Source organism: Niveispirillum sp. FG156, from assembly GCF_057809555.1.
Genome location: NZ_JBMDKE010000009.1, coordinates 134,783 through 160,122 on the forward strand (window position 1 = coordinate 134,783; position 25,340 = coordinate 160,122).

At 63.3% G+C, this 25,340-nt stretch carries 19 protein-coding genes; 8 read left to right on the top strand and 11 right to left on the bottom strand.

The window, feature by feature from the left end; translation table 11 throughout:
* Positions 1-55: 55 nt before the first annotated feature.
* Together ACODSP_RS07725 and ACODSP_RS07730 are read right to left on the bottom strand one after the other, a co-directional pair.
* On the bottom strand, positions 56-1,381 hold the full coding sequence (locus tag ACODSP_RS07725; protein WP_488965037.1) for a sigma-54-dependent transcriptional regulator: 1,326 nt from the start codon (positions 1,379-1,381) through the stop codon (positions 56-58).
* A 3-nt stretch (positions 1,382-1,384) separates the two neighbouring features.
* The gene (locus tag ACODSP_RS07730) at positions 1,385-3,154 is read right to left on the bottom strand and encodes a sensor histidine kinase (RefSeq protein ID WP_488965038.1); all 1,770 of its coding nucleotides are present in this window, start codon (positions 3,152-3,154) and stop codon (positions 1,385-1,387) included.
* 212 nt (positions 3,155-3,366) lie between these two features.
* Between ACODSP_RS07730 and ACODSP_RS07735 the strand changes: the two genes are divergently transcribed.
* Positions 3,367-4,122, top strand: a complete 756-nt coding sequence (locus ACODSP_RS07735) for a hypothetical protein (protein ID WP_488965039.1) — start codon at positions 3,367-3,369, stop codon at positions 4,120-4,122.
* A 52-nt stretch (positions 4,123-4,174) separates the two neighbouring features.
* Here the strand turns inward: ACODSP_RS07735 and ACODSP_RS07740 are convergent, their stop codons facing one another.
* Positions 4,175-5,518: a dicarboxylate/amino acid:cation symporter gene (locus ACODSP_RS07740; protein ID WP_488965040.1), complete on the bottom strand. Its 1,344-nt coding sequence runs from the start codon at positions 5,516-5,518 to the stop codon at positions 4,175-4,177.
* Positions 5,519-5,825: 307 nt separating this feature from the next.
* Between ACODSP_RS07740 and ACODSP_RS07745 the strand changes: the two genes are divergently transcribed.
* The 3 genes from ACODSP_RS07745 (at position 5,826) to pyk (ending at position 10,915) form a co-directional block, all read left to right on the top strand.
* Complete coding sequence (locus tag ACODSP_RS07745; protein ID WP_488965041.1) at positions 5,826-7,025, top strand: pentapeptide repeat-containing protein; 1,200 nt, start codon at positions 5,826-5,828, stop codon at positions 7,023-7,025.
* 388 nt (positions 7,026-7,413) lie between these two features.
* On the top strand, positions 7,414-9,024 hold the full coding sequence (locus ACODSP_RS07750; protein ID WP_488965042.1) for a DEAD/DEAH box helicase: 1,611 nt from the start codon (positions 7,414-7,416) through the stop codon (positions 9,022-9,024).
* A 478-nt stretch (positions 9,025-9,502) separates the two neighbouring features.
* The gene (gene pyk, locus ACODSP_RS07755; RefSeq protein ID WP_488965043.1) at positions 9,503-10,915 is read left to right on the top strand and encodes a pyruvate kinase; all 1,413 of its coding nucleotides are present in this window, start codon (positions 9,503-9,505) and stop codon (positions 10,913-10,915) included.
* 322 nt (positions 10,916-11,237) lie between these two features.
* On the opposite strand, the gene ACODSP_RS07760 is transcribed toward pyk, so the two are convergent.
* Positions 11,238-11,936, bottom strand: coding sequence for a Crp/Fnr family transcriptional regulator (locus tag ACODSP_RS07760; protein WP_082372236.1), 699 nt, complete (start codon positions 11,934-11,936; stop codon positions 11,238-11,240).
* Between the two features lie 112 nt (positions 11,937-12,048).
* Here ACODSP_RS07760 and ACODSP_RS07765 point away from each other — a divergent pair, with 112 nt between their 5' ends.
* Together ACODSP_RS07765 and ACODSP_RS07770 are read left to right on the top strand one after the other, a co-directional pair.
* Positions 12,049-12,741, top strand: a complete 693-nt coding sequence (locus ACODSP_RS07765; RefSeq protein WP_488965044.1) for a DUF502 domain-containing protein — start codon at positions 12,049-12,051, stop codon at positions 12,739-12,741.
* Between the two features lie 103 nt (positions 12,742-12,844).
* The gene (locus tag ACODSP_RS07770) at positions 12,845-14,809 is read left to right on the top strand and encodes a multicopper oxidase family protein (RefSeq protein WP_488965045.1); all 1,965 of its coding nucleotides are present in this window, start codon (positions 12,845-12,847) and stop codon (positions 14,807-14,809) included.
* A 49-nt stretch (positions 14,810-14,858) separates the two neighbouring features.
* On the opposite strand, the gene ACODSP_RS07775 is transcribed toward ACODSP_RS07770, so the two are convergent.
* Together ACODSP_RS07775 and ACODSP_RS07780 are read right to left on the bottom strand one after the other, a co-directional pair.
* Positions 14,859-17,897, bottom strand: a complete 3,039-nt coding sequence (locus tag ACODSP_RS07775; RefSeq protein ID WP_488965046.1) for an efflux RND transporter permease subunit — start codon at positions 17,895-17,897, stop codon at positions 14,859-14,861.
* 3 nt (positions 17,898-17,900) lie between these two features.
* Positions 17,901-18,950: an efflux RND transporter periplasmic adaptor subunit gene (locus ACODSP_RS07780; RefSeq protein WP_488965047.1), complete on the bottom strand. Its 1,050-nt coding sequence runs from the start codon at positions 18,948-18,950 to the stop codon at positions 17,901-17,903.
* 89 nt (positions 18,951-19,039) lie between these two features.
* Here ACODSP_RS07780 and ACODSP_RS07785 point away from each other — a divergent pair, with 89 nt between their 5' ends.
* On the top strand, positions 19,040-19,720 hold the full coding sequence (locus ACODSP_RS07785) for a TetR/AcrR family transcriptional regulator (protein ID WP_488965048.1): 681 nt from the start codon (positions 19,040-19,042) through the stop codon (positions 19,718-19,720).
* Here the strand turns inward: ACODSP_RS07785 and ACODSP_RS07790 are convergent.
* Genes ACODSP_RS07790 through ACODSP_RS07800 form a run of 3 tightly spaced genes read right to left on the bottom strand, consistent with a single transcriptional unit; the run spans position 19,717 to position 21,836 of the window.
* On the bottom strand, positions 19,717-20,265 hold the full coding sequence (locus ACODSP_RS07790) for a gamma carbonic anhydrase family protein (protein ID WP_488965049.1): 549 nt from the start codon (positions 20,263-20,265) through the stop codon (positions 19,717-19,719). The two genes, ACODSP_RS07785 and ACODSP_RS07790, sit on opposite strands and share 4 nt — an antisense overlap.
* Positions 20,262-21,323, bottom strand: a complete 1,062-nt coding sequence (gene argC, locus ACODSP_RS07795; protein ID WP_488965050.1) for an N-acetyl-gamma-glutamyl-phosphate reductase — start codon at positions 21,321-21,323, stop codon at positions 20,262-20,264. Before argC ends, ACODSP_RS07790 begins: the two co-directional genes overlap by 4 nt.
* 51 nt (positions 21,324-21,374) lie before the next feature.
* Positions 21,375-21,836, bottom strand: a complete 462-nt coding sequence (locus ACODSP_RS07800) for a GNAT family N-acetyltransferase (protein ID WP_488965051.1) — start codon at positions 21,834-21,836, stop codon at positions 21,375-21,377.
* A gap of 449 nt (positions 21,837-22,285) precedes the next feature.
* Between ACODSP_RS07800 and ACODSP_RS07805 the strand changes: the two genes are divergently transcribed.
* Positions 22,286-23,539 carry an MFS transporter gene (locus tag ACODSP_RS07805; RefSeq protein WP_488965052.1) on the top strand — a complete coding sequence of 418 codons (1,254 nt, stop codon included), beginning with the start codon at positions 22,286-22,288 and terminating at the stop codon, positions 23,537-23,539.
* A 6-nt stretch (positions 23,540-23,545) separates the two neighbouring features.
* Here ACODSP_RS07805 and ACODSP_RS07810 read toward each other — a convergent pair whose 3' ends face one another.
* Both ACODSP_RS07810 and ACODSP_RS07815 read right to left on the bottom strand, forming a co-directional pair.
* Entirely contained in the window at positions 23,546-24,484 is a 939-nt protein-coding gene (locus ACODSP_RS07810) for a 2-hydroxyacid dehydrogenase (RefSeq protein WP_488965053.1), read from the bottom strand.
* 14 nt (positions 24,485-24,498) lie between these two features.
* Positions 24,499-25,326 carry an alpha/beta fold hydrolase gene (locus tag ACODSP_RS07815; protein ID WP_488965054.1) on the bottom strand — a complete coding sequence of 276 codons (828 nt, stop codon included), beginning with the start codon at positions 25,324-25,326 and terminating at the stop codon, positions 24,499-24,501.
* Positions 25,327-25,340: the final 14 nt, after the last annotated feature.

Consider the following 25,340-nt stretch of genomic DNA (forward strand, 5'->3'; position numbering starts at 1 on the left):
TGGTGATATGACTTGCTAGAGTTCTGGGTTCATTCCGATACCGGAATAGTTTTCCCTACCGAAAATCTTCTATTTCGATCCCGAAACGTTTCAACTTGTCATAAAGGGTTTTCTTTGGAACGGCCAATGCTTCCGCCGCCGCCGGCACATCGCCCTTCTGGTCGGTCAGGGCAGCCATGATCAACTGGCGTTCAAATGCCTCCACCTGCGCCGCCAGCCCGACCGCGTCTGCCCCCGCACCCAACAAGGCCGGCAGACCCAGCGCCATACGGTCGGCGACATTGCGCAATTCGCGGACATTGCCGGGCCAGGTATGGGCCAGCAGCGCCTGACGATCCGCCGCCGGCACCAGTGGTGGCGGTGTGCCCAGTCGGTCGCTGGCCGTCAGCAGGAAATGGTCCAACAGCATGGGGATATCCTCGCGCCGCTGCCGCAGCGGCGGGATGGACAGGGGCACGACATTCAGCCGGAAATACAGATCCTCGCGGAACCGCCCCTGCTTCGACAGCGCGCCCAGATCCTCCTTGGTGGCCGCGACAAAGCGGATATTCAGCGCGATGGAGCGGTTGGAGCCCAGCCGTTCCACCCGCCGGTCCTGCAGCACGCGCAGCAGCTTCACCTGGGCTGCCATCGGCATGCTTTCGATCTCGTCCAGGAAGACGGTGCCGCCATCGGCGAATTCCAGCCTGCCGATGCGGGTCTTGGCGGCCCCGGTAAAGGCGCCCGCCTCATGCCCGAACAGTTCGCTTTCCACCATACTGTCGGGGATCGCCCCGCAATTGATGGCGACGAACGGCTTGGGCGCGCGCTTGGAGAACTGGTGCAGGGCGTGGGCCACCATCTCCTTGCCGCTGCCCGTCTCACCCAGAATCAGGACATCGGCGCCGGTATCCGCCACCTGCCGGATCAGCTTCTTGACGGCCATCATGCAAGCCGACCGGCCCAGCAGGGCAGCATCCAAGCCATCCTGCTGTACCAGCGCCTGACGCAGCGCCCCCACCTCTGCCACCAGCCGGCGTTTTTCCAGCGCGCGGTTGACGGTGCTGACCAGCCGGTCGGACGCGAACGGCTTCTCGATGAAATCATAGGCGCCGTCGCGCATGGCGCCCACCGCCATGGCAATATCACCATGCCCCGTCATCAGGATGACCGGCAGCCCCGCATCCACACCCTGTGCCGCCTTCAGCAGCGCCAACCCATCCATCCCCGGCAGGCACACATCGGTGATCAGCACATCCGCCCCGTCCCGCTGCAATGCGTCCAGCGCTGGTTCCGCCGCCGCAAAGCCGCGCACGGGCAGGTCGGCCAGTTCCAGCGCCTGTTCCACGCCCAACCGTACGGAATCATCATCCTCCACCAGCAGGATGCGCGGTGCGCCCATGCCCTAAACCCCTTCTGCCGCCGGCAGGTCGATGCTGAAAACCGCCCCGCCATCCTGCCCGTTCGCGGCGGTCAGACTACCATCATGGTCGCGGATGATGCTGGCCGAAATCACCAGCCCCAGGCCAAGGCCGACACCGGGCGGCTTGGTGGTGAAGAACGGTTCGAACAGATGCGGCATATGTTCATCCGCAATCCCCGGCCCCGTATCGACGACGCACAGCTGTACCCGCTCCCCCGCCGCCTCTCCCGTCACCAACACCCGCCGCTGCACCTGACCCGCGACCGCGTCCAGGGCATTGCCGATCAGGTTGACCAGCACCTGTTCCAGGCGCAGCGGGTCACAGCGCACAATCAGCCCATCGGCCAAATCCAGCACGATCTCCGCCCCCACCCGCCGCACCTTTTCGGCCAAAAGCGTCAGGGCATTGTCGGTGGCGCGGGCCACGGCCACATCCTCGGGCCTGTTGTCCGACCGCCGGGCAAAGGTGCGCAGCTGCCCCGTGATCCGCGCCATCCGTTCCGTCAGGCCCGCAATATGGCGCAAATTCTCCTCCACCCGGTCCAGCTTGCCGCGTTCCAGGAACGCCGCCGCATTGTCGGAAAAGGTGCGAAGGGCCGCCAACGGCTGGTTCAGCTCATGCGTGATGCCCGCCGACAGCTGGCCCAGGGCCGCCAGCTTGGCCGCCTGCACCAGATCATCCTGCGCCCGACGCAGGTCCTCGTTCGCGGCGACCAGTTCGGCGGTGCGCGCCGCCACCTCGCGCTCCAGCGCTGCCGCCGAGCGTTCCCAGGCCCGCCTTGTCCGCCGCCGCTGCCGCCAGTAAAGCCAGCCCAACAGGCAGAGTGCTGCCACCCCCACCCCACCGACACGGCCCACAATGCGGGCCATCTGCACCCCGTCCAGGCTGGAAAGAAGGTAAAGCCGCCAGGTCGTGCCCTCCACCGCACTGTCGCTGGCCAGATAGGCCACGGGCGCGCCGGCCAGCGTCACCGTCCCGTCTGTACCCGCGCGCCAGTCCAGCCCACGCAGCGCCACCCCCTCATACTGCCTTGTATCGGCCAGCCGCACCTTCTCCGCATCCGACAGCGGCGTCAGTGTGCGGAAGGTCCAGTCGGGCACCGATGACAGGATCACCACGCCATTGCCATCCACCACCAAAATGCGATCCGACAACCCGGCCCAGCTTTTCTCCACCGGGGCCAGCGACACCTTGACGACGGTAATGCCCAGGGTCAGGCCGCCTTCTTCAAGCGCGCGGGCAAAATAATGCCCCGGTTCCCGGCTGGTGGTACCCACGCCATAGAAGCGCCCCGCCCCGCTGGCCAGCGCCTCGCGGAAATAGGGGCGATAGGCGAAGTTGCGGCCCACGAAACTGTCCGCCTGGCGCCAGTTGCTGGCCGCCAGCGTCGTGCCGCCCGTATCCATCAGGTACAGCGCCGCCGCCCCCGTGCGCGCCGCAATCTGCTCCATATAGATATTCGCAGCTTCCACCGCCCCCGGATCGTCCGGGTTTTGCAACGCGGCGCGCAGGGTGCGTGACAGGCCCAGGATGGCGGGCGTCGTCTCATGCCGCGTCAGCTCACTGCGCAGGCCCGCGACATACAGGTCGCGCTTCGGCCCCGCCTGATCCAGCAACGCGTCCCGGCTGATCCCCGCCGCCAGCTCCCCGCCAGCCCAGGCCAGGACAAGCGCCAACAGGGCGAAGCCCAGCCCGATGATCAGGCCGGTCCCGACCTGTCCCGGACGCGGTGTGGAGGGGGAAATAATCATGGTCGGCCCAGGATAGGATGCGGGCCGGCCCGCCGCAAGGCCACGCCGTCAGCTCTCGGCGCACATGACACCGGGGGCAATTTCAAATCGCACAGGCGTGACCGGTAACAACAGATATTATACATTTCCATTATTCCGCCGTTAATAATTGGCGTGACAGGCTGACCCTGCCTCATCCGGAGGCCCCTGACAGCAGGAAAGGAGTTCGCCTCATGCGTGCAACTTCCATGATCCTTCCCGCCCTTGTCACCGCGCTGTTCCTTCCCTCCCCCGCCCTGGCCCAGATGGCGCCGCCGCCCGTCACCGATGACATCAACCTGTCCTTGCAGGTGGAGGATTGGGTGAAGGCGGAAACGGCGCGCGTCATCCTGGTCGTTGATCTGGCGGGTCAGGCAGGCGGGGTGAACCGCACCGACCTGTTGAAAACCGCCGATGCCATTGCCGACCGCACCGACTGGCGCGTCATCGCCATGGACAAGGTGTCTGACAGCGCCGGCCTGGACCGCTGGCGCGCCATGCTGGAAACAAGGCTGCCGGAGGGGCGGTTGGCGGGGCTGGCCGAACGGGCCAAGCGTGCCAGCAAACCCGGACAGCAGGTTCGCATCGCCGCCGTGCGGTTTGAGCCGACATTGCAGGAGATGGAGGCCGCCCGTTCCGCCCTGCGCGTCAAGCTCTATGCCCGCATCAAGGATGAGATTGCCCTGTTGCAGCAGACCTTCCCCGACCGCCGCTACCGGGTACAAAGCCTGCGCTTCAACGAGGATAGCGGCGGTTATCGCGACACGGCCCCACCGCCGCCACCCTTTATCCCACCACCGGAAATCCAGATCGCAAGCGACGCCATCCGCACGGAAATAATCGAGGAGACGCGCCCCGCTACGGCCACGACCGGCAGCGGCGGGCAGGAGGATAAGATGATCGTGCAGGCCATGGTGTCGCTGGGCGCCTTCGCCAGTCCCACGCAATGAAACGAAAAGGCCCCTTTCCCGATCCGGGAAAGGGGCCTTTGCCGCATAACCCTTACTCCGCCGGGGCCAGCACGGCGCGCGGGCGCTCCAAAGCCTCTTCGATCCCCGTGGGGTTTGCCAGTTCGGCCTGCAGCTTGGCCGTATCCAGCGCCCCTTCCCACTTGGCCACCACCAGCGTGGCGACACCATTGCCGATCAGGTTGGTCAGCGCGCGCGCCTCCGACATGAAGCGATCCACACCCAGGATCAGGGCGATGGACGCCACCGGGATATGCCCTACGGTGGCCAGCGTGGCGGCCAGCACGATGAAGCCCGATCCGGTCACCCCCGCCGCACCCTTGGAGGTCAGCAGCAGCACTGCCAGAATGCCCAGCTCCTGCCAGATGCTGAGCTCGGTATTGGTGGCCTGGGCCAGGAAGATGGCGGCCATGGTCAGATAGATGCAGGTGCCATCCAGGTTGAACGAATAACCGGTGGGTACGACCAGACCCACGACCGACTTTTCCACACCCAGCTTGTTCAGCTTGGCCATCAGGCGCGGCAGGGCGCTTTCCGATGACGACGTGCCCAGCACGATCAGCAGCTCTTCACGGATATAGCGGATGAAGCGGGTGATGGAGAAACCGCAGACCCGCGCCACCACACCCAGCACGCCAAAGATGAAGATCAGGCAGGTGACATAAAAGGCGGCCATCAGTTGCCCCAGCGAGATCAGCGTATCAACGCCATACTTGCCGATGGTAAAGGCCATGGCCCCGAACGCGCCGATGGGGGCGACCTTCATCAGGATGCCGACAATCTTGAAAAAGATGCCCGACGCCTGATCGATCAGGTGCAGCATGGGCCGGCCCTTGTCACCCAGGCTTTGCAGGCCAAAGGCGAACAGGATGGCGATGAACAGCACCTGCAAAATCTCGCCCTCGGCAAAGGCACCGACCACCGTGGTGGGGATGATATGCATCAGAAAGGCGACGGTCCCCTGCTCCTGCGCCTTGGCGGCATAGGATGCGATGGACTTGGTGTCCAGCGTGGCGGGATCGACATTCATGCCGGCCCCCGGTTGCCAGACATTGACGATCACCATGCCCAGAACCAGGGCGACGGTCGTCAGAACCTCAAAGTAAATCAGGGCCTTGAACCCAACCCGCCCCACCTTCTTCATATCCTCCATGCCGGCAATGCCATGCACGACGGTCAGAAAGATGATGGGCGCGATCAACATCTTGATCATCTTGATGAAGGCATCGCCCAACGGCTTCATGCTTTCACCCACCGACGGGTAGAAATGCCCCAGCGCGATGCCAAGGGCGATGGCCGCCAGCACCTGCACATAAAGGCTCTGATAGAACTTTTTCGGCGCCGCCGGGCTGGCGGCGATGCTGGCACCCTGGGCCATGTCGCTTCTCCCAATAATCCGTTTCCGCCGGGTTGGGAGGCCGCCTGGCCCCGTCCCGCCTTCGGGGGGCTATAGGCATGTGCTGTGCCAGGGGCAGGGATGCAGAGGAATCAAGGGGTTGGCGCGGGGCGGGGGTGGGTTTTGTCTGGAAGTTCGGACAGGGGTAGCGGGGTTTGCGCGAGATTTCGGACGGGGGCCGGGGAGGGGGGCATCCAGCGAAATTTGCCACCTCGACCGGCACTCTGTCTTTCGCGTGCTCGGTGTCGTATTCTGTATGCGTCACACAACTCAACCCTACGCAGTATCCATGACCGCGAGCACAGAAACTTCAGCACTAACCCCCGCTGAGCAGAACCCATGGTATCTGTTGGCGACTCTGCATGGTGTTGGAAGCATTACCAATCCAGAAGTTCAAAATCAAAATCGTTTAACCTGGAATCGCTTTCATGCTTCTTTGTTGAAGGACGAAGATCGGAAGTTTTTGAAAGATTTCATTTATGATCAGAATATAATTCCATTTGACGAAAATGAAATGATTGAAATTGAAAAATTGTACAGAAAAGTATCTAAATCTAATTGTATTTCACCAATCATGTCCAGATTTGCAATATTAAATAACTGTGAATATTTAGATGAAGTTGATTTTTCAGGGTATATATTTTTTAATGTTGATTTTAGTGGCTCTGCTTTTTACGATATATCAACATTTTCAAGGGCAATATTTCTTGGATCTGCTGATTTTGATCAGTGTAAATTTAAGAATTATGTTAGTTTTTATAAATCTAATTTCGCATCCGGCGTCAAATTTGAACAAGCCGAGTTTTTTGATTTAGCTGTGTTCAGTGACATAAAGTGTCATCGGTATGCTGCTTTCAGCAATGCTGATTTTTACAATAAAGTGGATTTTACAGATGCAAAATTTCAGGCTCCGACCAACTTTGATAGCTGCCGGTTTGATAAATCGCCGCCCCAGCTCGACGGCGCCACGCTGCACCAGCGCACGAACTGGCGCCGGGTGACTTGGCCAAGTCTTCAAGGACTAGAGATTACACAGGTAGAAGGCCTCACCGACGCCTATAGCTGCCTCAAGTTAGAGATGGATAAACAAAAACGACATCATGATGAACTCATGTTCTTCTCTAAGGAATTAGAGTGCCGTAAGGTCGAGCTTGGGAACCTAAAAGGACTCCCTATTTCCCTATTTGGGTGGACCTGTGACTATGGCCAAAGCGTAGTTTTGCCGACACTATGGCTTTTTGATCTCATACTTATTGGCTGGAATATCATGATGACATTTTATGCCCCCGAAATGACTTGGGATAAGGCGCTATTGATCAGCATCGCGAACTCTCTTGGTAGCTTCGGCATTCGAAAGGAAATTATGGAAGGCCTGCCCAAGACCCCTTCTACTGGAATGCAGATGTTCCTTATGATGCAAGGTATTATTGCATTGATCCTCCTCTTCCTCATCGGCCTCGGCCTGCGCAACCGGTTTCGGATGAAGTGATCCGCCGCCCCTTTTCGCCTTCCCGGCGGAGGCCGGGACCCAGGGGCCACAAGTTCAAACCTCGGCGGTGCGTTCATAAGAGCTGCTGAAAGGTCGGGCGCTTGGCCCCTGGGTCCCGGCCTTCGCCGGGAAGGCGGTGGGGGCTATGAAGGGGGATGTGGCGGGGTAAACGGCGGCCATGCCCGCCAAAGCCCAAACCCACGCCCACCCCAACCGCACCCCTGCCCCCCGCCAACCGCCCTTGTCGCAGCGCACAAACCCATGCGATAAGGCACCCATAACGCAACATTCTGGAACCGCCGCCCATCGGGCCGCCACCGTTCCGGTGGTGCTTATGATGTTCGGCTGCATCCTGCGCCGGGCCGGTTACAGGGTTACGTTTCCTCACATGCAAGATTTCAACGGCCTCGGGCTGCTGTCCCCGCTTTCCGCCGGCTTGGCCACGGCGGGCTATACCACCCCCACCCCGATCCAGGCCCAGGCCCTGCCCGCCGCTTTGGCCGGTCGTGACGTGCTGGGTCTGGCCCAAACGGGTACGGGCAAGACAGCGGCCTTTGCCCTGCCGGTGCTCCAGGCCCTGACCAAGGCGGATAAACGCGCCCGTCCGCATTATCCCCGCGCCCTGATCATGCTGCCCACCCGCGAACTGGCGCTGCAGGTCGGTACCGTGTTCGACCTGCTGGGCGTGCAACTGCCTTTCACCAATGCCGTGGTGCATGGTGGTGTCTCGATCAATCCGCAGCTGAAGGCGCTGGCCGCCGGCGTCGATATCCTGATCGCCACGCCGGGCCGCCTGATCGACCTGATGGATCAGGGCAAGTGCAAGCTGGACAATATCGCCCTGTTCGTCCTGGACGAGGCGGACCGCATGCTGGACATGGGGTTCCTGCCGGCGGTGAAGAAGATCGTGGCCAAGCTGCCGAAGACGGGCCGCCAGACCATGTTCTTCTCCGCCACCATGCCCAATGACGTCTCCGGTCTGGCCGAAAGCCTGCTGCATGATCATGTCCGGGTGGAGGTGACGCCGCCCGCCACCACCGTGGAACGCATCGATCAGTCGGTGATCCATCTGGACATGGCGCAGAAGGCACCGACCCTGGTGAAGCTGCTGTCCGATCCGGCGGTAGAGACCGCCATCATCTTCACCCGCACCAAGCATGGCGCCAATAAACTGGCGGCACAGTTGGCGGGCGCCGGCCTGGATGCCGATGCCTATCACGCCAACAAGTCGCAGAATGCCCGCGAACGCGCCCTGGATTCCTTCCGCGCCGGCAAGACCCGCGCCCTGGTCGCCACCGACATTGCGGCGCGCGGCATCGATGTGGACCTGATCACCCACGTCTTCAATTATGACTTGCCGGAAGTGCCCGACGCCTATGTCCACCGCATTGGCCGCACGGGCCGCGCGGGCCGGGCCGGCACCGCCGTTTCCCTGGTCACGCCCGCCGACCGTCCGCTGCTGAAGCAGATCGAGAAGGTCACGCGACAGTCGATCCCGCGCCACGCGATGGAACCCGCCGCCGCCGCCGTCCTGCCGCAGCTGAAGCCCGAACGCCCGCCGCAGCCGAGCCCCAAGCGCAACCGTCCCAAGCCGGCGGGCCAGCCGGGCGAGCGCGCGCAGCAGGGCCGTGGCCATCGCGGCCAGCCGCGCAACGCCGAGGCGGCACGCGGCGACAGCCCGCGCACCGACGCGCCCCGCGCCGAGGGCACGGCAAACCCATCTGGCAACCCGTCCGCCACCCCGAGCGCCCGGCCGCAGCAGCCGCGCCCCCAGGGTCCCCGCTCGCAGGGTCAGGGCCAACGCCCCCAGGGCCAGGGACAGCGCCCGGCCCAGCAGGGCAAGCCGCAGCAGCATTCCCGCCCCGCCGCCAAGCAGACCGCCGACAACCGCCCCGCCCGCGACGGTGCCGCCAAGCCGCAGCGTCCGGCCCGTGAGGGGGCGGAGGCTTCCGGTGGTGACTGGACTCCAGATTTCCTGCGCCGTCCCGCGCGCGGGTGAGATTGGTTGGGAGGAGGGTGTTCCCTCACCCTCCCAAACGCTTGCGCGTTCGGGCCCCTCCCTCTCCCACCTTCGTGGGCGAGGGGTAAAATAGGGCAAAACGTTAAGTTCCGCCCCTCGCCCACGAAGGTGGGAGAGGGAGGGGCCTATTGACGCCCGTCAATGGGAGGGTGAGGGAACCACGCAGCCCTATCCAACCGCTGACTTCCCCACCGCACAATGCTACACTGCGCCAGACAGCGGTCGGACTTTGTCCAAAGACCCGCCCCCCCCCTGCAACACCCCTTCATTTTCTGTTGCATCCTGTTGCACGACCGCGCGGGAACCGTTGTTCTGGTAACTGAATTACCAAACTGACATCGAATTCTTGTAACTGGGGGGATCAAATTCCCCGCGAACCATGCTATAAGGCATGGGAACGATGGGGCGCGCACGCCCCGATAAGATTATTGCGCCACCAGAGCCTCAAGGATCGCCCATGCGCCGCCACCGCCACGCCAAGATCGTCGCCACCGTCGGCCCGGCCAGCAATACGCCGGAAAAGCTGAAGGAGCTGTTCCTGGCCGGTGCCGACGTGTTCCGCCTGAATTTCAGCCACGGCACCCATGAGGACCATGCCAAGGTCCACGCCGCCATCCGCGCCCTGGAAAAGGAAGTGGGCCGTCCCATCGGCATCCTGCAGGATTTGCAGGGTCCCAAGATCCGTATCGGCACCCTGACCGCCGGCAAGGAAGAGCTGGTGAATGGGGAGAAGGTGACCTTTGTCCTGGGCAAGGAACCGGGCGGAAAGGACAATATCCCCCTGCCCCATCCCGAGATTTTCAAGGCCATCATGCCAGGCCAGGACCTGCTGATCGATGATGGCCGCGTGCGCGTGCGGGTGCGTGGCGTGACGGATGACAAGATCACGGCGGAGGTGATTGTCGGCGGCGTCATTTCCAACCGCAAGGGCGTGAACCTGCCGGGCACCGCCCTGGACCTGTCGCCCCTGACGGAGAAGGACCGCGCCGATCTGGCCTTTGGCCTGTCGCTGGGCATGGACTGGATCGCCCTGTCCTTCGTGCAGCGCCCGTCCGACGTGATTGAGGCCAAGGCCCTGATCGGTGACAAGGCCGGTCTGGTCTCCAAGATCGAAAAGCCGCAGGCGCTGGACAAGATCGAGGATATTATCCGCCTGTCCGACGCCATCATGGTGGCTAGAGGCGACCTGGGCGTTGAAATCCCGCATGAGGATGTGCCCGGCCGTCAGAAGGAACTGGTCCGCGCCGCGCGCCTGGCCGCCAAGCCGGTGATCGTGGCCACCCAGATGCTGGACAGCATGGTGGCCAGCCCCACCCCGACCCGCGCCGAGGCCTCCGACGTCGCCACCGCCGTCTATGATGGTGCCGATGCCGTCATGCTGTCCGCCGAAAGTGCGTCGGGCCAGTATCCGGTGGAAGCCGTGTCAATGATGAACCGCATCATCACCAGCACGGAGCATCACCCGACATACCGCCCCATCATCACGGCGCTGGAGCCGGAGGTAGATCACACCCCGTCGCATGCCGTCGCCGGTGTGGCCGCCGATCTGGCCGGCACCATCGATGCCGCTGCCATCTTCGCCTATACGTCCAGCGGCAATACCGTTGCCCGTATCGCCCGCAAGCGTCCGGACGTGCCGGTGCTGGCCACCACCCCGCATGAGGGTGTGGCCCGCCGTCTGGCGCTCGTCTGGGGCTCGCACGCTATCCATTCCGTCGATGTCGGCACATATGAAGAGATGGTGGACCGCGCCCGTACCCTGGCCGTGAAGGAAGAGTTCGCCCGTCCCGGTGAACGGATCGTCATCGTCGCCGGCATCCCCTTCGGCCAGTCGGGCAGCACCAACAATCTGCGCATCGCCAAGATCTGATCCTACAAATTACGACCGCCTCTCCTTCGCCGGGGAGGCGGTTTTCTTGGGCCGCGAAACCCGATCCCCATTGCACAGCGCCAGCCGCAGGCGCACAATCTGTACCTCAGCCAAAAAAGAAAGCCGGCTGCGAGACGCAGCCGGCCAGAGATGAAGGGAGCCTCATAAGGAGGTAAAGTCCCTGACCGTTGCCCTTATGCAACGGTCAAGTCACTTTCTTATAGCCCTTCACGAGCCGTTTGAAAAGCAAAAAACGTGTCCGAAAGGCTACACTCGGCAAATTTCATATTCCGGCCCCTTGCGCGGGACGGGATGCTGCCCATCAATCCCCGCGCACCTCTTCCACCATTTCCTCCAGCCGCTCAAAGTCCGGAACGACCAGACTGTTGCCCTGGCGGATGACGATATTGTCGCGTGACAGGTCGCTCATCACGCGCGCCACCGTCTCACGCGTGGTCGACACGCGCGACGCGATGTCGGAATGGATGGGCACGGGCGTGATTTCGGCCTTGCCGTCCGGGCGCAGGCCGGCCTTGGCCAGGCGCAGCAATTCAGCATGCACGCGGTTATTGGCGCCCAGAGTGGACAGATCCATGATACGGCCCGTGGAGGCGCGCACGATCTGGGTCAGGCGGTGCATGACCTTGGCGGCCACACCCGGATGGTTGGTCGCCGTTTCCAGGAACAGGCGCGGCGACATGAAGGCGACCTGCGTTTCGGTCAGCGCCACGATGCTGGCCGAGCGGGGGCCGCCATCGATGGCCGACAATTCGCCCAGATAACCACCGGCATCGATATCATCGAAGGTGATCTCGCGCCCCGACAGGGAATAGTTCACGACGCGAACCCGCCCCTCTACGATCAGACAGACATCGCGGCTGTCGGACGACCGGTCCACGATCTGTTCATGGGGATGGAAGTGGCGCCAACTGCATTGGCGCGCGATGGCGGCACGCGCCTCCGCCGTCAGGCTTTGCAGCAGTTCAATCCGGTCAAGATTGGCGTTATGGGCGTCGCTCACGTCGTCTATCCGGGCTTGGGATACGGTCATTGGAATGTATATCTAGGCCGTTCGCCTGCAAACCGCTACGGTTACATCCCTGTTTTTGCAGCAACGGCGGATGGAGACCAGCATGAGCGGAACCGATGGCGGGGAACAGCGGCGAGGCCGGGCGCGGTTCGCGGGCCTGCACCTGACGCTGGCGGCCCGGCTGAAGGCCTATCTGTTCACCGGCATCCTGGTCACCGCCCCCATTTCCATCACGCTGTATCTGGCCTGGCTGGTCGTGGACGGGGTCGATAATCTGGTCGACAGCCTGCTGCCCACCCCCTATCACCCCGACCAGTTTCTGCCCTTCACCCTTCCGGGGCTGGGCCTGCTGCTGCTGCTGGTCTTCCTGGTCCTGGTGGGGATGGTGTCGGCGGGGGTGGTCGGCAATCTGCTGGTCCGACTCGGCGAGGCGCTGGTGGGCCGGATGCCGGTGCTGCGCGGCATCTATTCAGCGGTGAAGCAGGTTTTTGAAACCGTGCTAGCCCAGAAATCGGACGCGTTCCGCGAAGTGGTGCTGGTGGAGTTCCCCCGCCCCGGCGCCTGGGCCATCGCCTTTGTCACCGGCGGCACTAAGGGTGACCTGCAGCAGGCACTGGGCGGCGGCGACTGGGTCAATGTCTTCGTGCCCACCACCCCCAACCCCACCTCCGGCTATCTGATGTTCGTGCCGCGCAATCAGGTGAAGCCGCTGGCCATGAGTGTGGAGGATGGGTTGAAGATGGTGGTGTCCGGCGGGCTGGTCGGGCCAGAGGACGCGACGATAAAAGCACCCTGATGCGCGTATAAACGTCCATCTCATTCTTGCTTTGATTGAGATTGCTCTACGCCGGGTGCCTAAGTCATATTACTGCCCTTATCCAAGATCGAGGAGGGGGCAGATGGGACAGGACCGGAGCATGTGGCGTGGGGGTGCGGCCTTCGTTGGCGCAGGCCTGCTGCTGACGGCGTGCGGCAGCGTGTCGGCAGAGCCGCCGCGCCTGTTGAAGGCACCATCGGTGTTGAAGTCGGACGAACAGAAGCCGCGCGATCAGGAAAAACCACAGGGCTACAATCTTCTGTCGCTGGGCGCCCTGAACGCCGCCATTCAGCAGGGCCGTGAAATCCACTATGTCCTGCCCATCAAATATACCGACGGCACCATCTTCAACCCGTCCACGGGCAAGAATGACAAGGTGCGGCTGCGTTCCTATGGCGATCAGTTCCTGGCCCCCACCATCCTGATGGAACCCGGTCAGACGGTGCGCATCAGCCTGCTGAACCAGTTACCGGCGGAGCCGAAATGCGGCATCGACCCCAGTACGGGCAAACCCTATCTCACCAACCAGCCGCACTGTTTCAACAACACCAACCTGCACAGCCATGGCCTGTGGGTTTCGCCGACCGGCAACAGCGACAATGTCCTGCTGAATATCGAGCCAGGGGTGAATTTCCAGTACGAGTACAATGTGCCGGAAGATCACCCCGCCGGCACCTTCTGGTATCACCCGCACAAGCATGGCTCCACCTCCATCCAGGTGGGCAGCGGTATGGCCGGCGCCCTGGTGATCAAAGGCAGCCGAGCGCCATCGGAACTGTCTAATGGCGACCTGGACACGCTGTTGCAGCCGGTAACGGCCAATGGCGATTTCGCCGGTCAGGTGATGCTGATCCAGCAGATCCCCTATGCCTGCTTCAAGGATGGTATTCTCCAGACCAGCGGCCCGAACGGCACCTGGACCTGCGCCGATGATCAGATCGGCAAGGTCGAGAATTTCGACGCGCAGTTCGATCCCAAGGCCTGGGGAAAGAGCGGGCGTTTCACCATGTTCAACGGCATCGTCCGCCCCAAGATGGAAGCCAAGACGGGCCAGATGTACCGTTGGCGGCTGATCCATGCCGGTGTGGAGGAAACCATCAACCTGCGTGTCCGTAAGATGGGGGCGAAGGCGCCCGCGACCGGCCTGGTGAAGAATGTGAAGGCGGCGGCGGATGAAGTGGCCAAGTCCTGTACCGGGATCGACGTCACCCAGTATGAGGTGGCGACCGACGGCCTGACCCGTCCGCAGGTCTTCACAAAGACGGTCAACAACCTGCAGCCGGGTTACCGCAGCGACATCCTGTTCGTGCTGCCGGAGGCCGGGCGCTACTGCGTCTATGATGACAGCAGCGGCACCGATCAGGTGGCGGGCGAGGATAATCCCAAGATCATCGGCGTCATCGAGGCGACCGGCGAAAAGGTAGCCAGCACCGACGCCTTGGTGCAGGCCAAACTGCTGGAGGGGGCGTCACGCCTGCAGGGGCCGGTGCGGGAAACGGTGATGCGCGATCTGGAAGACCCGAAGAACCTGAAGCTGACGAAATATGTTCCGCATCCGACCATCACGGACGCGGAAATCGCCAAATGGGGCCAGCCTGACATCCCCATCACCTTCAATATCGACACCAGCACGCCCGATACCAAATTCACCGTCAATGACAAGGAATATGACCCCGCCGTGGTGAACCAGACCCTGGTCCTGGGCACCGCACAGCAATGGATATTGAATTCCAAGCGGGCGAACCACCCGTTCCACATCCATGTGAACCCGTTCCAGATCCTGTCGATCCGGAAGAAGAATCCCGACGGCACGCCGGGACCGGAATGGACGGACGGTATCTATGCGGGCATGCAGGGAACGTGGAAGGACACGCTGATCACCGACCCCAACGCCATCATCACGGTCCGAACTCGCTATAACCGCTATATTGGCGAGTTCGTGCTGCATTGCCACATCCTGGATCACGAGGATAAGGGCATGATGCAGAACGTGCAGATCGTCCTGCCCGGCACCGACGGCAAGGCGGCGGCGATGGGGCATCATTGAAGGGTTGGGGGTGTGCTGTCGGCCACGGCTGACAGCACACCCCCAACACTCATTCCACCTCCTTGGGCGCCAGCAGTAGATACATCGCCGGCGTCACCAGACGTGACAGGACGGTGGAGGAGACCAGACCACCGATGATGACGGCGGCCAGCGGTGAATAGAGGCCCGACCCGCCCAGCGCTAAGGGCATCAACCCGCCGATGGCCGTGACGGAGGTCAGGAGGACGGGCAGGAAACGCACCTCCCCCGCCTCCTCAATCGCCGCCTTCAGCGGGGTGCCGGCCCGGCGCAGCTGGGTCGTGAAATCGACCAGCAGGATCGAATTCTTGATCTCAATCCCGATCAGCGCGATGAAGCCGATGACCGCTGTGAAGGACAAGGTGTAACCCGTCACGAACAGGGCCACCATGCCGCCGATGATGCCCAGCGGAATGACACCGGCCACAACGGCGGTGGTGGCGAAGCTGCGGAATTCCAGGATCAGGACGGCCATGATGCCGAACATGGCCACCAGGATGGCCCCCGACAGGCCGGCAAAGCTTTTCGACCGCGTCTCTGCCTCCCCGCCCGTCATCAACCGATAACCCGGTGGCAGGCCCAGGGCCGACAGCTGTTCACCGATGGCACGGGCAACACGATCAGTATTGTGGCCCGTGGCCGTGAAGGCGGTGATGGTGACGGCGCGTTCGCGGTTGAACCGGTCGATGCGGGCCGGGCTGGTGATGAAATGCGGGTCGCTGATGGCGGACAGGGGCACCGCGCCTGCTGCAGCCGGCACCCGGATATCACCCAGCACCGACAGTTCATGCCGCCCCTCCATGGGCAGGCGCAGGGTGATGGGATAATCGTCGCCGTCGCTTTCCCGGTATGTCGCCACCGCCTCCCCCGACAGGGACAGGCGCACGGCGCGGTCCACGGCCCCCGCCGGCACGCCCAGAACACCGGCCTTGTCCAGATCGATCCCAAGATCCAGGTCGGTGCGGTCGAGGCGCAGCGGGTTGACCACGTCGCGCGAACCAAGCGTGCCCTCAATGATCGACGTCACCTTGGCCGCCAGTTCCTTCAGCACCGGCAATTCGGGACCCAGAATGCGCACGGCGATGGGGGCTTCGATGGGCGGACCGTTTTCAAACACCCGTACAATGATCTGGGCACCGGGATAGGCGGCCAGCCGGGCGCGTAGCTTGTCCAGTTCCGCCGTACTCTGCCGGCCCTTCCATTCGGTCAGACCGACAAAGATGGCGCCATGCGTGGGGTCATCCTCCCGCGGGGTGATGTTGTAATAGATGCGGGGATTGCCATGCCCGGCATTGGCCATGACAAAGCGCACGTCCGGCATCTGCTTCACCTGTTCCTCAACGAACTTCACGGCTTTATCCGTCTCCGCCAGGGGCGCGCCGTCGGGCAGGTCAATCTCGATCAGGAATTGTGGAATGTCGGCGGACGGAAACAGGCTGAACCCGATGCGCGGTACCAGGGCGACGGACCCGGCGAACAGGATGGTCGCGATCAGCACCGTGATGTCGGGCCGTTCCAGCGCCCGGTGCAGCACAGGGCGATAGACGGCATGGATGGCACCCATGACCATCCGCAGGGCCTTGTTCCCCTCCGGATGCTCATGCCGCGACAGGATGCGGGCGGACAGGAACGGGATCATGGTCAGCGCCACGAACAAGGATGCGGCCACCGTCGCCAGCACCGATACAGGCAACGACTTGATGAACTTGCCCGACCCTTCGGGCAAAAACATCAGGGGCAGGAAGGCCAGCAGTAGCGTGGCCGTACAGCCCAGAACCGCCACCGCGATCTGTCGCGTGCCCTCAATCGCCGCCTCTTCCCGGCTTTTGCCCATACGCAGATGCCGGGCGATATTCTCCGTCACCACAATACTGTCATCGACCAGCAGGCCCAGCGACAGGACGAAACCGGCAATGGAGAGCTGGTTCAAGGTGAAGCCTGCAAACTGCAACACCGTCACACCGATGGCCAGCGACAGCGGAATGGCCAGCATCACCACCAGCGAGGCGCGCAAGCCCAGCGGGATCAAGGTGATCAGCACCAACCCCAGCGCAATGGCGAAATCCCGGAACAGGGCCGACAGGCGCTTGGATACGTTTTCTGACTGATCGAAGCCGCGTTCCAGCTTGATGTTGGACGGCAGCGACCGCTCAAACTCATCCAGCGCGGCATAGGCATTCTTCTTCAGCTCGAAGATGTTCTGCCCCGGCTTCTGATTGGCGGTGACGAACACCGCCCGCTTGCCATTGAAGCGCGCAATATGGTTGGCCTCATCCGCCGCCCAGGTGACATCCGCGACATCGCGCACCCGCACCACCCGGCCATCGGATGCCCGGACAACGGTATCGGCAATATCGTCCAGCGTGTCGAAATCACCCTCGGTCTTCACCGTGAAGCGGCGTTCCCCGGCATGCAGAGCCCCCAACGGAACCGCCGCACCTTCCGCCTTCAAGGCGTCGGCCACCGCCGTAACGGGCAGGCGCAGTTCGGCCAGCCGCCCGGCATCGACGGCAACGCGCACCTCCGTCCGCTCCTCCCCCCAGATCTCGCTTTCCCAGACGCCGGGAACACGGTCGACAATATCGCGCAGATCATCGGCCCGCTTACGCAGTTCCAGCGCAGAGGCGCCGTCACCGACGAGCGCCACCTGCATGAAGTTGGTCAGGGCGGTGTTAAATTTCTTCACTTCCAGCCGGACAAGGCCGGCGGGCAGGGTCGGGCGGATGGCATTGACCTCCCGCACCACCTGATCATACTTGCGCTCCGCGTCGCTGGACCAGTCGAACTCCACCGTGATCACGGCCACCCCGTCGCGGGTGCGCGAGGTGATCTTGTTGATGTCATCCAGACTGTCGATGGCATCTTCCAGTGGGTCGGTGACCTGCTTTTCCAGGTCAATCGTATCGGCGCCCGGCAGCACGGCCACCACCAGGATGGTGGGGATGGGAAAGCTGGGGTCTTCTGCACGCGGGATGGACAGAAGCGAGCTGACGCCCATGGCGGCCAGCATGGCGAACAGCACCAGGGTGAATTGCCACTGGCGCACGGAGAAGGCGGCGATATTGCCCATGGTTCACTTCCCCGCCGGCGCGATGGTGATGGCGCTGTCGGGCCGCAGATAGGCACCACCGGCCGAGACGACGCGTTCGCCCTGCGCAAGACCGCCCGCCACCAGAAGATCGGCGCCGCGCAATCCCGCCACCTTCACCTGCCGCCGTTCCACGCCCTTGCCATCGGCCTTCACGACATAAAGCGTGGCCAGATCGCCGAACCCCTCAATGATGGCGGATGCTGGCACCGCCAGCGGCGGGGCAGCGCCACCGGGTCGCGGCGCGATATGCATGGTAACGATGCGACCGCTGGACAGATAGGCCGGCGCCTCGGGCAAGGTCACCTCCACATCGAAGACGCCGGTGCCCGTGGCACTCTTGGCGGCGATGCGGGTGACGTGACCGGTCAGCCTGCCTTCCGGCAGGTCCAGTTCGACGGTATTGCCGGTGGCGATGCGGGCCACGTCGCGGTCGGACAGGCCCGCCCGCACGATCACCCCGCTTTCACGATCCCCGATGACCAGGGCCGTGGTGCCGGCGGGCACGATCTGCCCCGGTTCCAGCGGCCTGGCCAGCACCACGCCATCGGCGGGGGCCGCAATCTCCGACAGGCCCCGGTTGAAGGCGATGGCGTCGCGGTCGGCCTGCGCCGTATCCAGCGCCGATTTGGCGGCATCGACCCGCGCCTTTTCAACAAAGCCCTTGGCAACCAGCGGCAGCAGCCGATCCAGATCCTGCCGTGCCTTGGTGACACGGGCATCCGCCGCGCGAAGCTGTGCGTCCACCTCCGTCACCTGAATGCGCGCCAGCCGCTGACCGCGTGTCACCGGGTCGGCGATATCGACCTGAAACCCCTCCACCTTGCCCGCCACCTTGAAGGAAAGCGGGATTTCCCGCTTGAAGGCGACGCTGCCGGTGGCCTTCACCATCTGCGCCTCCGGTGCCGGGCGGGCGACACTGACCGATACGGGCACGGGTGGGGCGGCAGGCGCCGCTTGTGCCGTATCGGGATTGGCCTTGCCACAGGCGGACAGGGCAAGGGCGAGGATCAGCGGGATGGACGCGCGCAGCATGGCACACCTAACCTAACGGCGATAAGTTTACGGTGTTAGGTTTAGTCCGAACGCGCTATAGGTCAATAGGGATTCTGAAGGTTGATGGCATGGTTAACGAAAAAGGTGGGCGTGCAGCAAATCCGGGCAAGCGGACACGGCTTCCCGCCGCCGAACGGCGCGCCCAGATCCTGACCGTGGCCCGCGACCTGTTCGTGACGCAGGGGTTTGAACAGGCCAGCATGCGCCGCATCGCGGATGCTGCCGGCATCACGCCCACCGCCATCTATGACCATTTCGCCGACAAGGAAGCGCTGCTGACCGCCATCGCGGCGGATTTCTTCGATGGTCTGGTGGCGGCCATGACGGTGCCGCCGGACGCGGCGACAGACCCGCTGGGCCTGCTGCGACAGCTGATGATCAATTATGTGCGCTATGGCCTGGCGCACCCCAACGAATACAGGCTGGTCTTCATGAGCAGCCTGTCACGCTTCGTCCCCACTTTGGGCCATCGCGGCCTGCCCTGCGCTGGCGAGGTGCCGGAGGATGTGGCCCAGAAAACCGTCAAGGCGATGCAGTCCTTCGGCATTCTGCAAACCGGCATCGAACGGCTGGTCGCCGCCGGCCTGCTGCGCGCCGACGACCCGGCAGGCTTCGCCGACAGCGTCTGGGCCATGGGCCATGGCATCGTATCCCTGGTCATCACCAAGGGCGACAGCAACTTCACCCCCATCGACCGCTGGATCGATACCTCCATCGGGATTTTGATGGAGGGGATGCGCCCGCGTTAGCTGACGCCGCCCCCAACCTCATCCAGATAGACCTTCGCCATTTCCGCATAATGCGGGGCGATGGACATCTGTATCCTGATGTCATCCTGGGTCAGGGCGCGCAGGAATTTAGCGGGGCTGCCGCCCCACAATTCGCCGGCCTTCACCCGCTTGCCCGGCGTGACCAGGGCACCGGCGGCGACCATGGCACCCGCCTCGACCACGGCGCCATCCATGACGCAGGCCTTCATGCCGATAAACGCCCCATCCTCCACCACGCAGCCGTGCAGCAGGGCCAGGTGGCCGACGGTGACATTGTCACCAATGGTCGTGCTGAACCGTTCACGGGTGCAGTGGACGACGCTGCCATCCTGGATGTTGCTGTTGCGGCCAATGCGGATGGCATTGACGTCACCACGAATGGTGACACCAAACCACAGGTTGGTCCCGGCCCCGATCTCGACATCGCCGATAACCGTGGCATTGGCCAGGAATACCGACGGGTCGATGACGGGCAGCTTGCCCTTGAAGGGCAGGATGGTGGGGATGGGGCGCGTATGGATCATGGGAACACCGGTACGACATCCAGGCCCAAGGTTTCATCAAACCCGTTCATGATGTTGAAATTCTGAACAGCCTGACCCGACGCGCCCTTCATCAGATTATCGATGACGGAGACCAGGATGGCGCGGCCCGGAATACGGTCGGCAAAGACATTGATCAGGGCCAGGTTGGACCCGGCCACATGCCGCGTCTGCGGACCGACACCGGGTGCCAGCACCTTCACAAACGCCTCTCCCGCATAGGCCTTTTCCAGGCTGGCGCGTAGGGAAGCGACATCCACCCCGTCCTTCAGGCGGACATAGGTGGTGGCCATCATGCCCCGGTTCATGGGGATCAGGTGCGGGGTGAAGGCGACGCGGATATCGGCGCGCCCCGCAGCCCAACCCAGGCTCTGTTCAATCTCCGGCGCGTGGCGGTGCGATGCGATACCATAAGCATGCATGCCCTCCGCCACTTCGCAATAAAGGCTGCCCTGCTTGGCATCGCGGCCCGCACCCGACACGCCCGACTTGGCATCGATGATGATGTCATCGGCGGAAATCAGACTGTCCTTCAGCAGCGGCAATAGCGGCAGCAGCGATGCCGTCGGATAGCAGCCGGGATTGGCCACCAGCCGGGCCGTGGCCACCTGTTCGCGCGCCACCTCCGACAGGCCGTAAATAGCGGTTTCCTGCAGGTCCACGGCCTTGTGCGCGTGGCCATACCATTCGGCATAGGTGTCGACATTGAACAGCCGGAAATCCGCCGACAGGTCGCAGACGCGGACATGGGCGGGCAGGCCGGCGATCACCTCCTGCGTGGTGCCATGCGGCAGGCCGCAGAAGACGAAATCCACCTCGCCCCAGTTCACGTCGGCGATCTTGGTCAGGGCCGGCAGGTCATAGGGGGCCAGATGCGGGAACACGTCGGCCACCGGCTTGCCGGCGGCGCGTTCCCCCGTCAGGGCCGTGATGCGGACACGCGGATGGCGCAGCAGCAATCGCATCAGCTCCGCCCCTGTATAGCCGGAAGCGCCCAGAATCGCGACGCGGACGGGGGGGACGGCGGAAGCGGTGCTCATTTACGGCAATCTCCTGGTCAAAGACGGGTGCCCCACACTGGCACCCGTCTGTTACAAATACAGCTTCATGCCCTCATGCGAAGCATCAAAGCCAAGGCGCTGGTAGAACCTGTGCGCATCGGTCCGCCGCTTGTCGGTGGTCAACTGCACCATGCCGCAGCCACGGGCGCGGGCCATATCCAGGCAATTTTCGATCAGAATGGCGCCCAGCCCCTTGGAGCGAAGGTTGGAGGCCACCCGCACCGCCTCGATGGTGCAACGACGCATACCCTTGCGGCCCAGACCCCGCGCATAGTTCAGCTGCGCCATGCCCACCACGCGGCCATCCATATCCAGAAGCAGGATTTCGGCATTGGGGTCCAGGATGATCTCGTCCCAGGCCTCGTAATAGGGTTCCAGGTCGGCGGCCCCTTCCCGCCCCTGTCCCAGCATGTCATCGGTCAGCAGCGCCACCATCTCCGGCACGTCGCGGCGCTGCGCCACGCGAACCACGACATCATCCTTGATCGACATGCATTCCCCCTGAAAGCCAGGGGCCCATCATAGAGCGCGAGGGGGCGGGACCGAACCTATTTCGCATGTCGCATACGGTTGAAAAAGAAAGGCGCCATACCTGATTACAGTTGACTGCAACCAGACATGACGCCTTCTCATTCTTTCGTGGCTGAAGGGGACGGATGGGCCGTCCCCGCCACGGAGGAGGTAGGATGCTGACACATCCGAAAACCCTCCGCCTGCATCTCCGGTTTCTGGGTGTTTCCCTGAAGCTGGAGATTTGCTGGTAGGAAGGAATGTCCTGGCGGTGTTAGCGCACCGTCAGGACGCCTCCATATATACGCGAAATCCTACCGCCTTTCAACGCCGCCACCGGGCGCGGCCCAGCGTTGCAGGAACCGCCCTTAACGGATCGCAAGGCCGGGGCGCATAGTTTCCATCTGTCGCCCGTTACCTGCCCCGGTCCCATGTCCGATGCCTCCCCGGTCGATCAGCCGACCAGCCCCTTCGCCTACACCCCCTATCGGCTTTACTGGTTTGCCCGCATCTGCGCCATCCTGGCCCTGCAAATGCAGATCGTTGCCACCGGCTGGCGCGTCTATGACGTGTCGGGCAGCGCCATGGCGCTGGGCTTCATTGGGCTGGCGGAATTTCTGCCCTCCATTCTTCTGGTCCTGGTCACGGGCCACGTTGCCGACCGGTTCGACCGCCGCCGCGTGATCAATGTCTGCCAGGGGCTGGAAATCGTCGCCATGCTTGTGCTGTGGATGGCGCTTTGGGATGACAATACCAAGGCGCTGTGGCCAGCCTTCTTGTCGGTCACCATCCTGGGCACCGCCCGCGCGTTTGAGATGCCGGCGGCGGCATCGCTGGTGCCCAATCTGATCCCGCCCGCCATTTTTCCGCGCGCGGTGGCGTTGAATTCGTCGGCCTGGCAGGGGGCCTCCATTGTCGGGCCGGCGCTGGGCGGGCTGCTTTACGGCTTCATCGGCCATTGGGTTTTCGCGCTGTGCGCCCTGCTGTTCATGGTCGCCTTCACCCTGGTCCGGTTCATCAAGCTGCCGCCCAAGACCGCGCCGGCAGCGGTGAAGAAGGTCAGCCTGGAAACCCTGTTCGCGGGTTTCCGCTTCATCTGGGGCAAGCCCATCGTGCTGGGCGCCATCTCGCTGGACCTGTTCGCGGTGCTGCTGGGCGGGGCAACGGCGCTGCTGCCCGTGCTGGCCAAGGATCAGTTTGATGCCGGTCCCGTCATGGCTGGCATCCTGCGCGCCGCCCCCTCGGTCGGGGCGCTGGCGACGGGGCTGGTGCTGGCCTTCTGGCCCGTGCGGCGACGGGTGGGGCGGGTGCTGTTCATCTGCGTTGCCGCCTTCGGCGTCGGCACCATCATCTTCGGATCGACGACATCGGCCATTATCGCCGGCATCGCCCTGATCGTCATGGGCGCGGTGGATATGGTCAGCGTCTTCATCCGTCAGTCACTGGTGCAGCTGGAAACGCCCGATGACATGCGCGGTCGGGTCAGCGCCGTCAGCAGCCTGTTCATCGGCGCATCCAACCAGCTGGGCGAGTTTGAAAGCGGCCTGACGGCACATTGGTGGGGTGCCGGCCCCGCCGTGATCGTCGGTGGTGTCGGCACGCTGGTGATCGTGGCGCTGTGGTGCGTTCTGTTCCCCGCCTTGCGCAAGGTGGACCGGTTCCCCGGCGCCCTGGACAAGGGCTGACGAGGATTAATAGCCGCGCGTACGGTCCACAACATTGTGCAGCGGCTCGCCCCGCCGATGACGGTCGATATTGGCCGCCACGATGCGCGATGCAGTTCCCGGATGGGTCAGGGCCGCCGCGTGCGGCAGCAGCGTGATCTTCGGGTGGGTCCAGAAAGGGTGGGAAACCGGCAACGGTTCCACCGCGAAGACATCCAGCGTCGCCGCCAACAGATGGCCGGCATCCAGCAGCGGGATCAGATCATCTTCCACCAGATGCCCGCCACGCGCCGCATTGATCAGATAAGAACCGCGCGGCAGGGTCGATAAGGTGGAACGGTTCAGAATGCCGCGCGTCTGATCGGTCAGGGGCAGCAGACAGACGAGGATATCCGTCTGGGCCAGGAACCCATCCAACTGCTCCTGCCCGGCAAAGCCGCGCACGCCAGGCAGGTCCTTGGCCGTCCGGCTCCACCCCGCCACATCGAACCCGAACCCGGTCAGCGCCTTGGCGCAAGCCGCTCCCAGTTCGCCCATGCCCAGGATGCCGATACGGCGTTCGGACGGAAGAAGCTGCGGCAACTGCTTCCAGATGCCCGCCCGTTGCTGTGCCGCATAGTCCGGCATGGAGCGGTGATAATGCAGGACCTGCATCAACACAAACTCCACCATGCCGGTGACCAGCGTGGGATCGACCATGCGCACCAGCGGAATATCGGCGGGCAACGTCGTATCGGTCAGCACATGTTCGACGCCGGCGCCAAGCGAGAAGATCACCTTCAGGTTCGGCAGATCGGACAGGATGCCCGCCGGCTGTTTCCAGACAAAGGCATAGTCGATCTCCGCCTTGTCGCCGGTTTCCGGCCACAGGCGGATGTCGATGCCGGGCCAGGCGGTCGTCAGGGCCTTGACCCAGGCCTCCTGATCCACCGTGGGGCAGGCATAGAGCAGCACGGGCGGCTTCATGGCAATGACCTCTTTCACGCGACGACCGGCTTGTACCCGGCGCTGTTGGAATGGACGGACTTGCGACGCCCCTTGAACCCCGCCATCTGCAACAGGCTCAACAGGCTGTCATTAAATTCGACGGGACGTTCATAGAACACGGAATGGCCCGTGTCCTGCACTTCCACCAAGAAGCTGCCCGGCACCTGCGCCTGTACCGCCCGGATGGCGTCGACGGGAAAGACAGGGTCCAGGTGCCCCGCAATGAACAGGATGGGGAAACCCAGGCTGCCCAGCAGGGCGGGCGGCACAGCGCGCGGCCAACTGCCCTTCAGGCCCTTGCGGTCGGTTCCGTTGAAGCCAGACAAGGCGGCGTAGAGCCAGGACAATTCCGGGTCCCGCGCTTTGAACGGCGCGCCAAGGACGCGGTCAAGCTGGGGCAGGTCATTGCTTGCCGCCCGCGCCGCCGCCATCAGGTCGGCCACGTCGCCTTCCTCCGCAACCGCATGCAGGGACGACGCGATACACAGGGCCGCGACCCGGCCCGGATGGCGCAGGGCGAAATTGATGCAGGTCCCCGCCCCCATCGACTGCCCCACCAGCGCCACACGGTCGAGCCCCAGATGGTCCAGCAAGGCGGTCAGATCATCGGCAAAGGCGCTGCGGCCCAGGCCGGCCCGGTCGGTGGACTTGCCAAAACCGCGATGGTCGAACAGCACCACCTGATAGGCCTTGGTCAGAACCGGCACCTGCCGGAACCAAATGGCATGATTGCCACCCACCCCGTGGGCCAGCACGATGGCCGGCCCCTCGCCATGGGTCTCATAATAAAGTTGATCGTCGCCAGCAGACAGATAGGGCATTGGAGTTCTTTCTT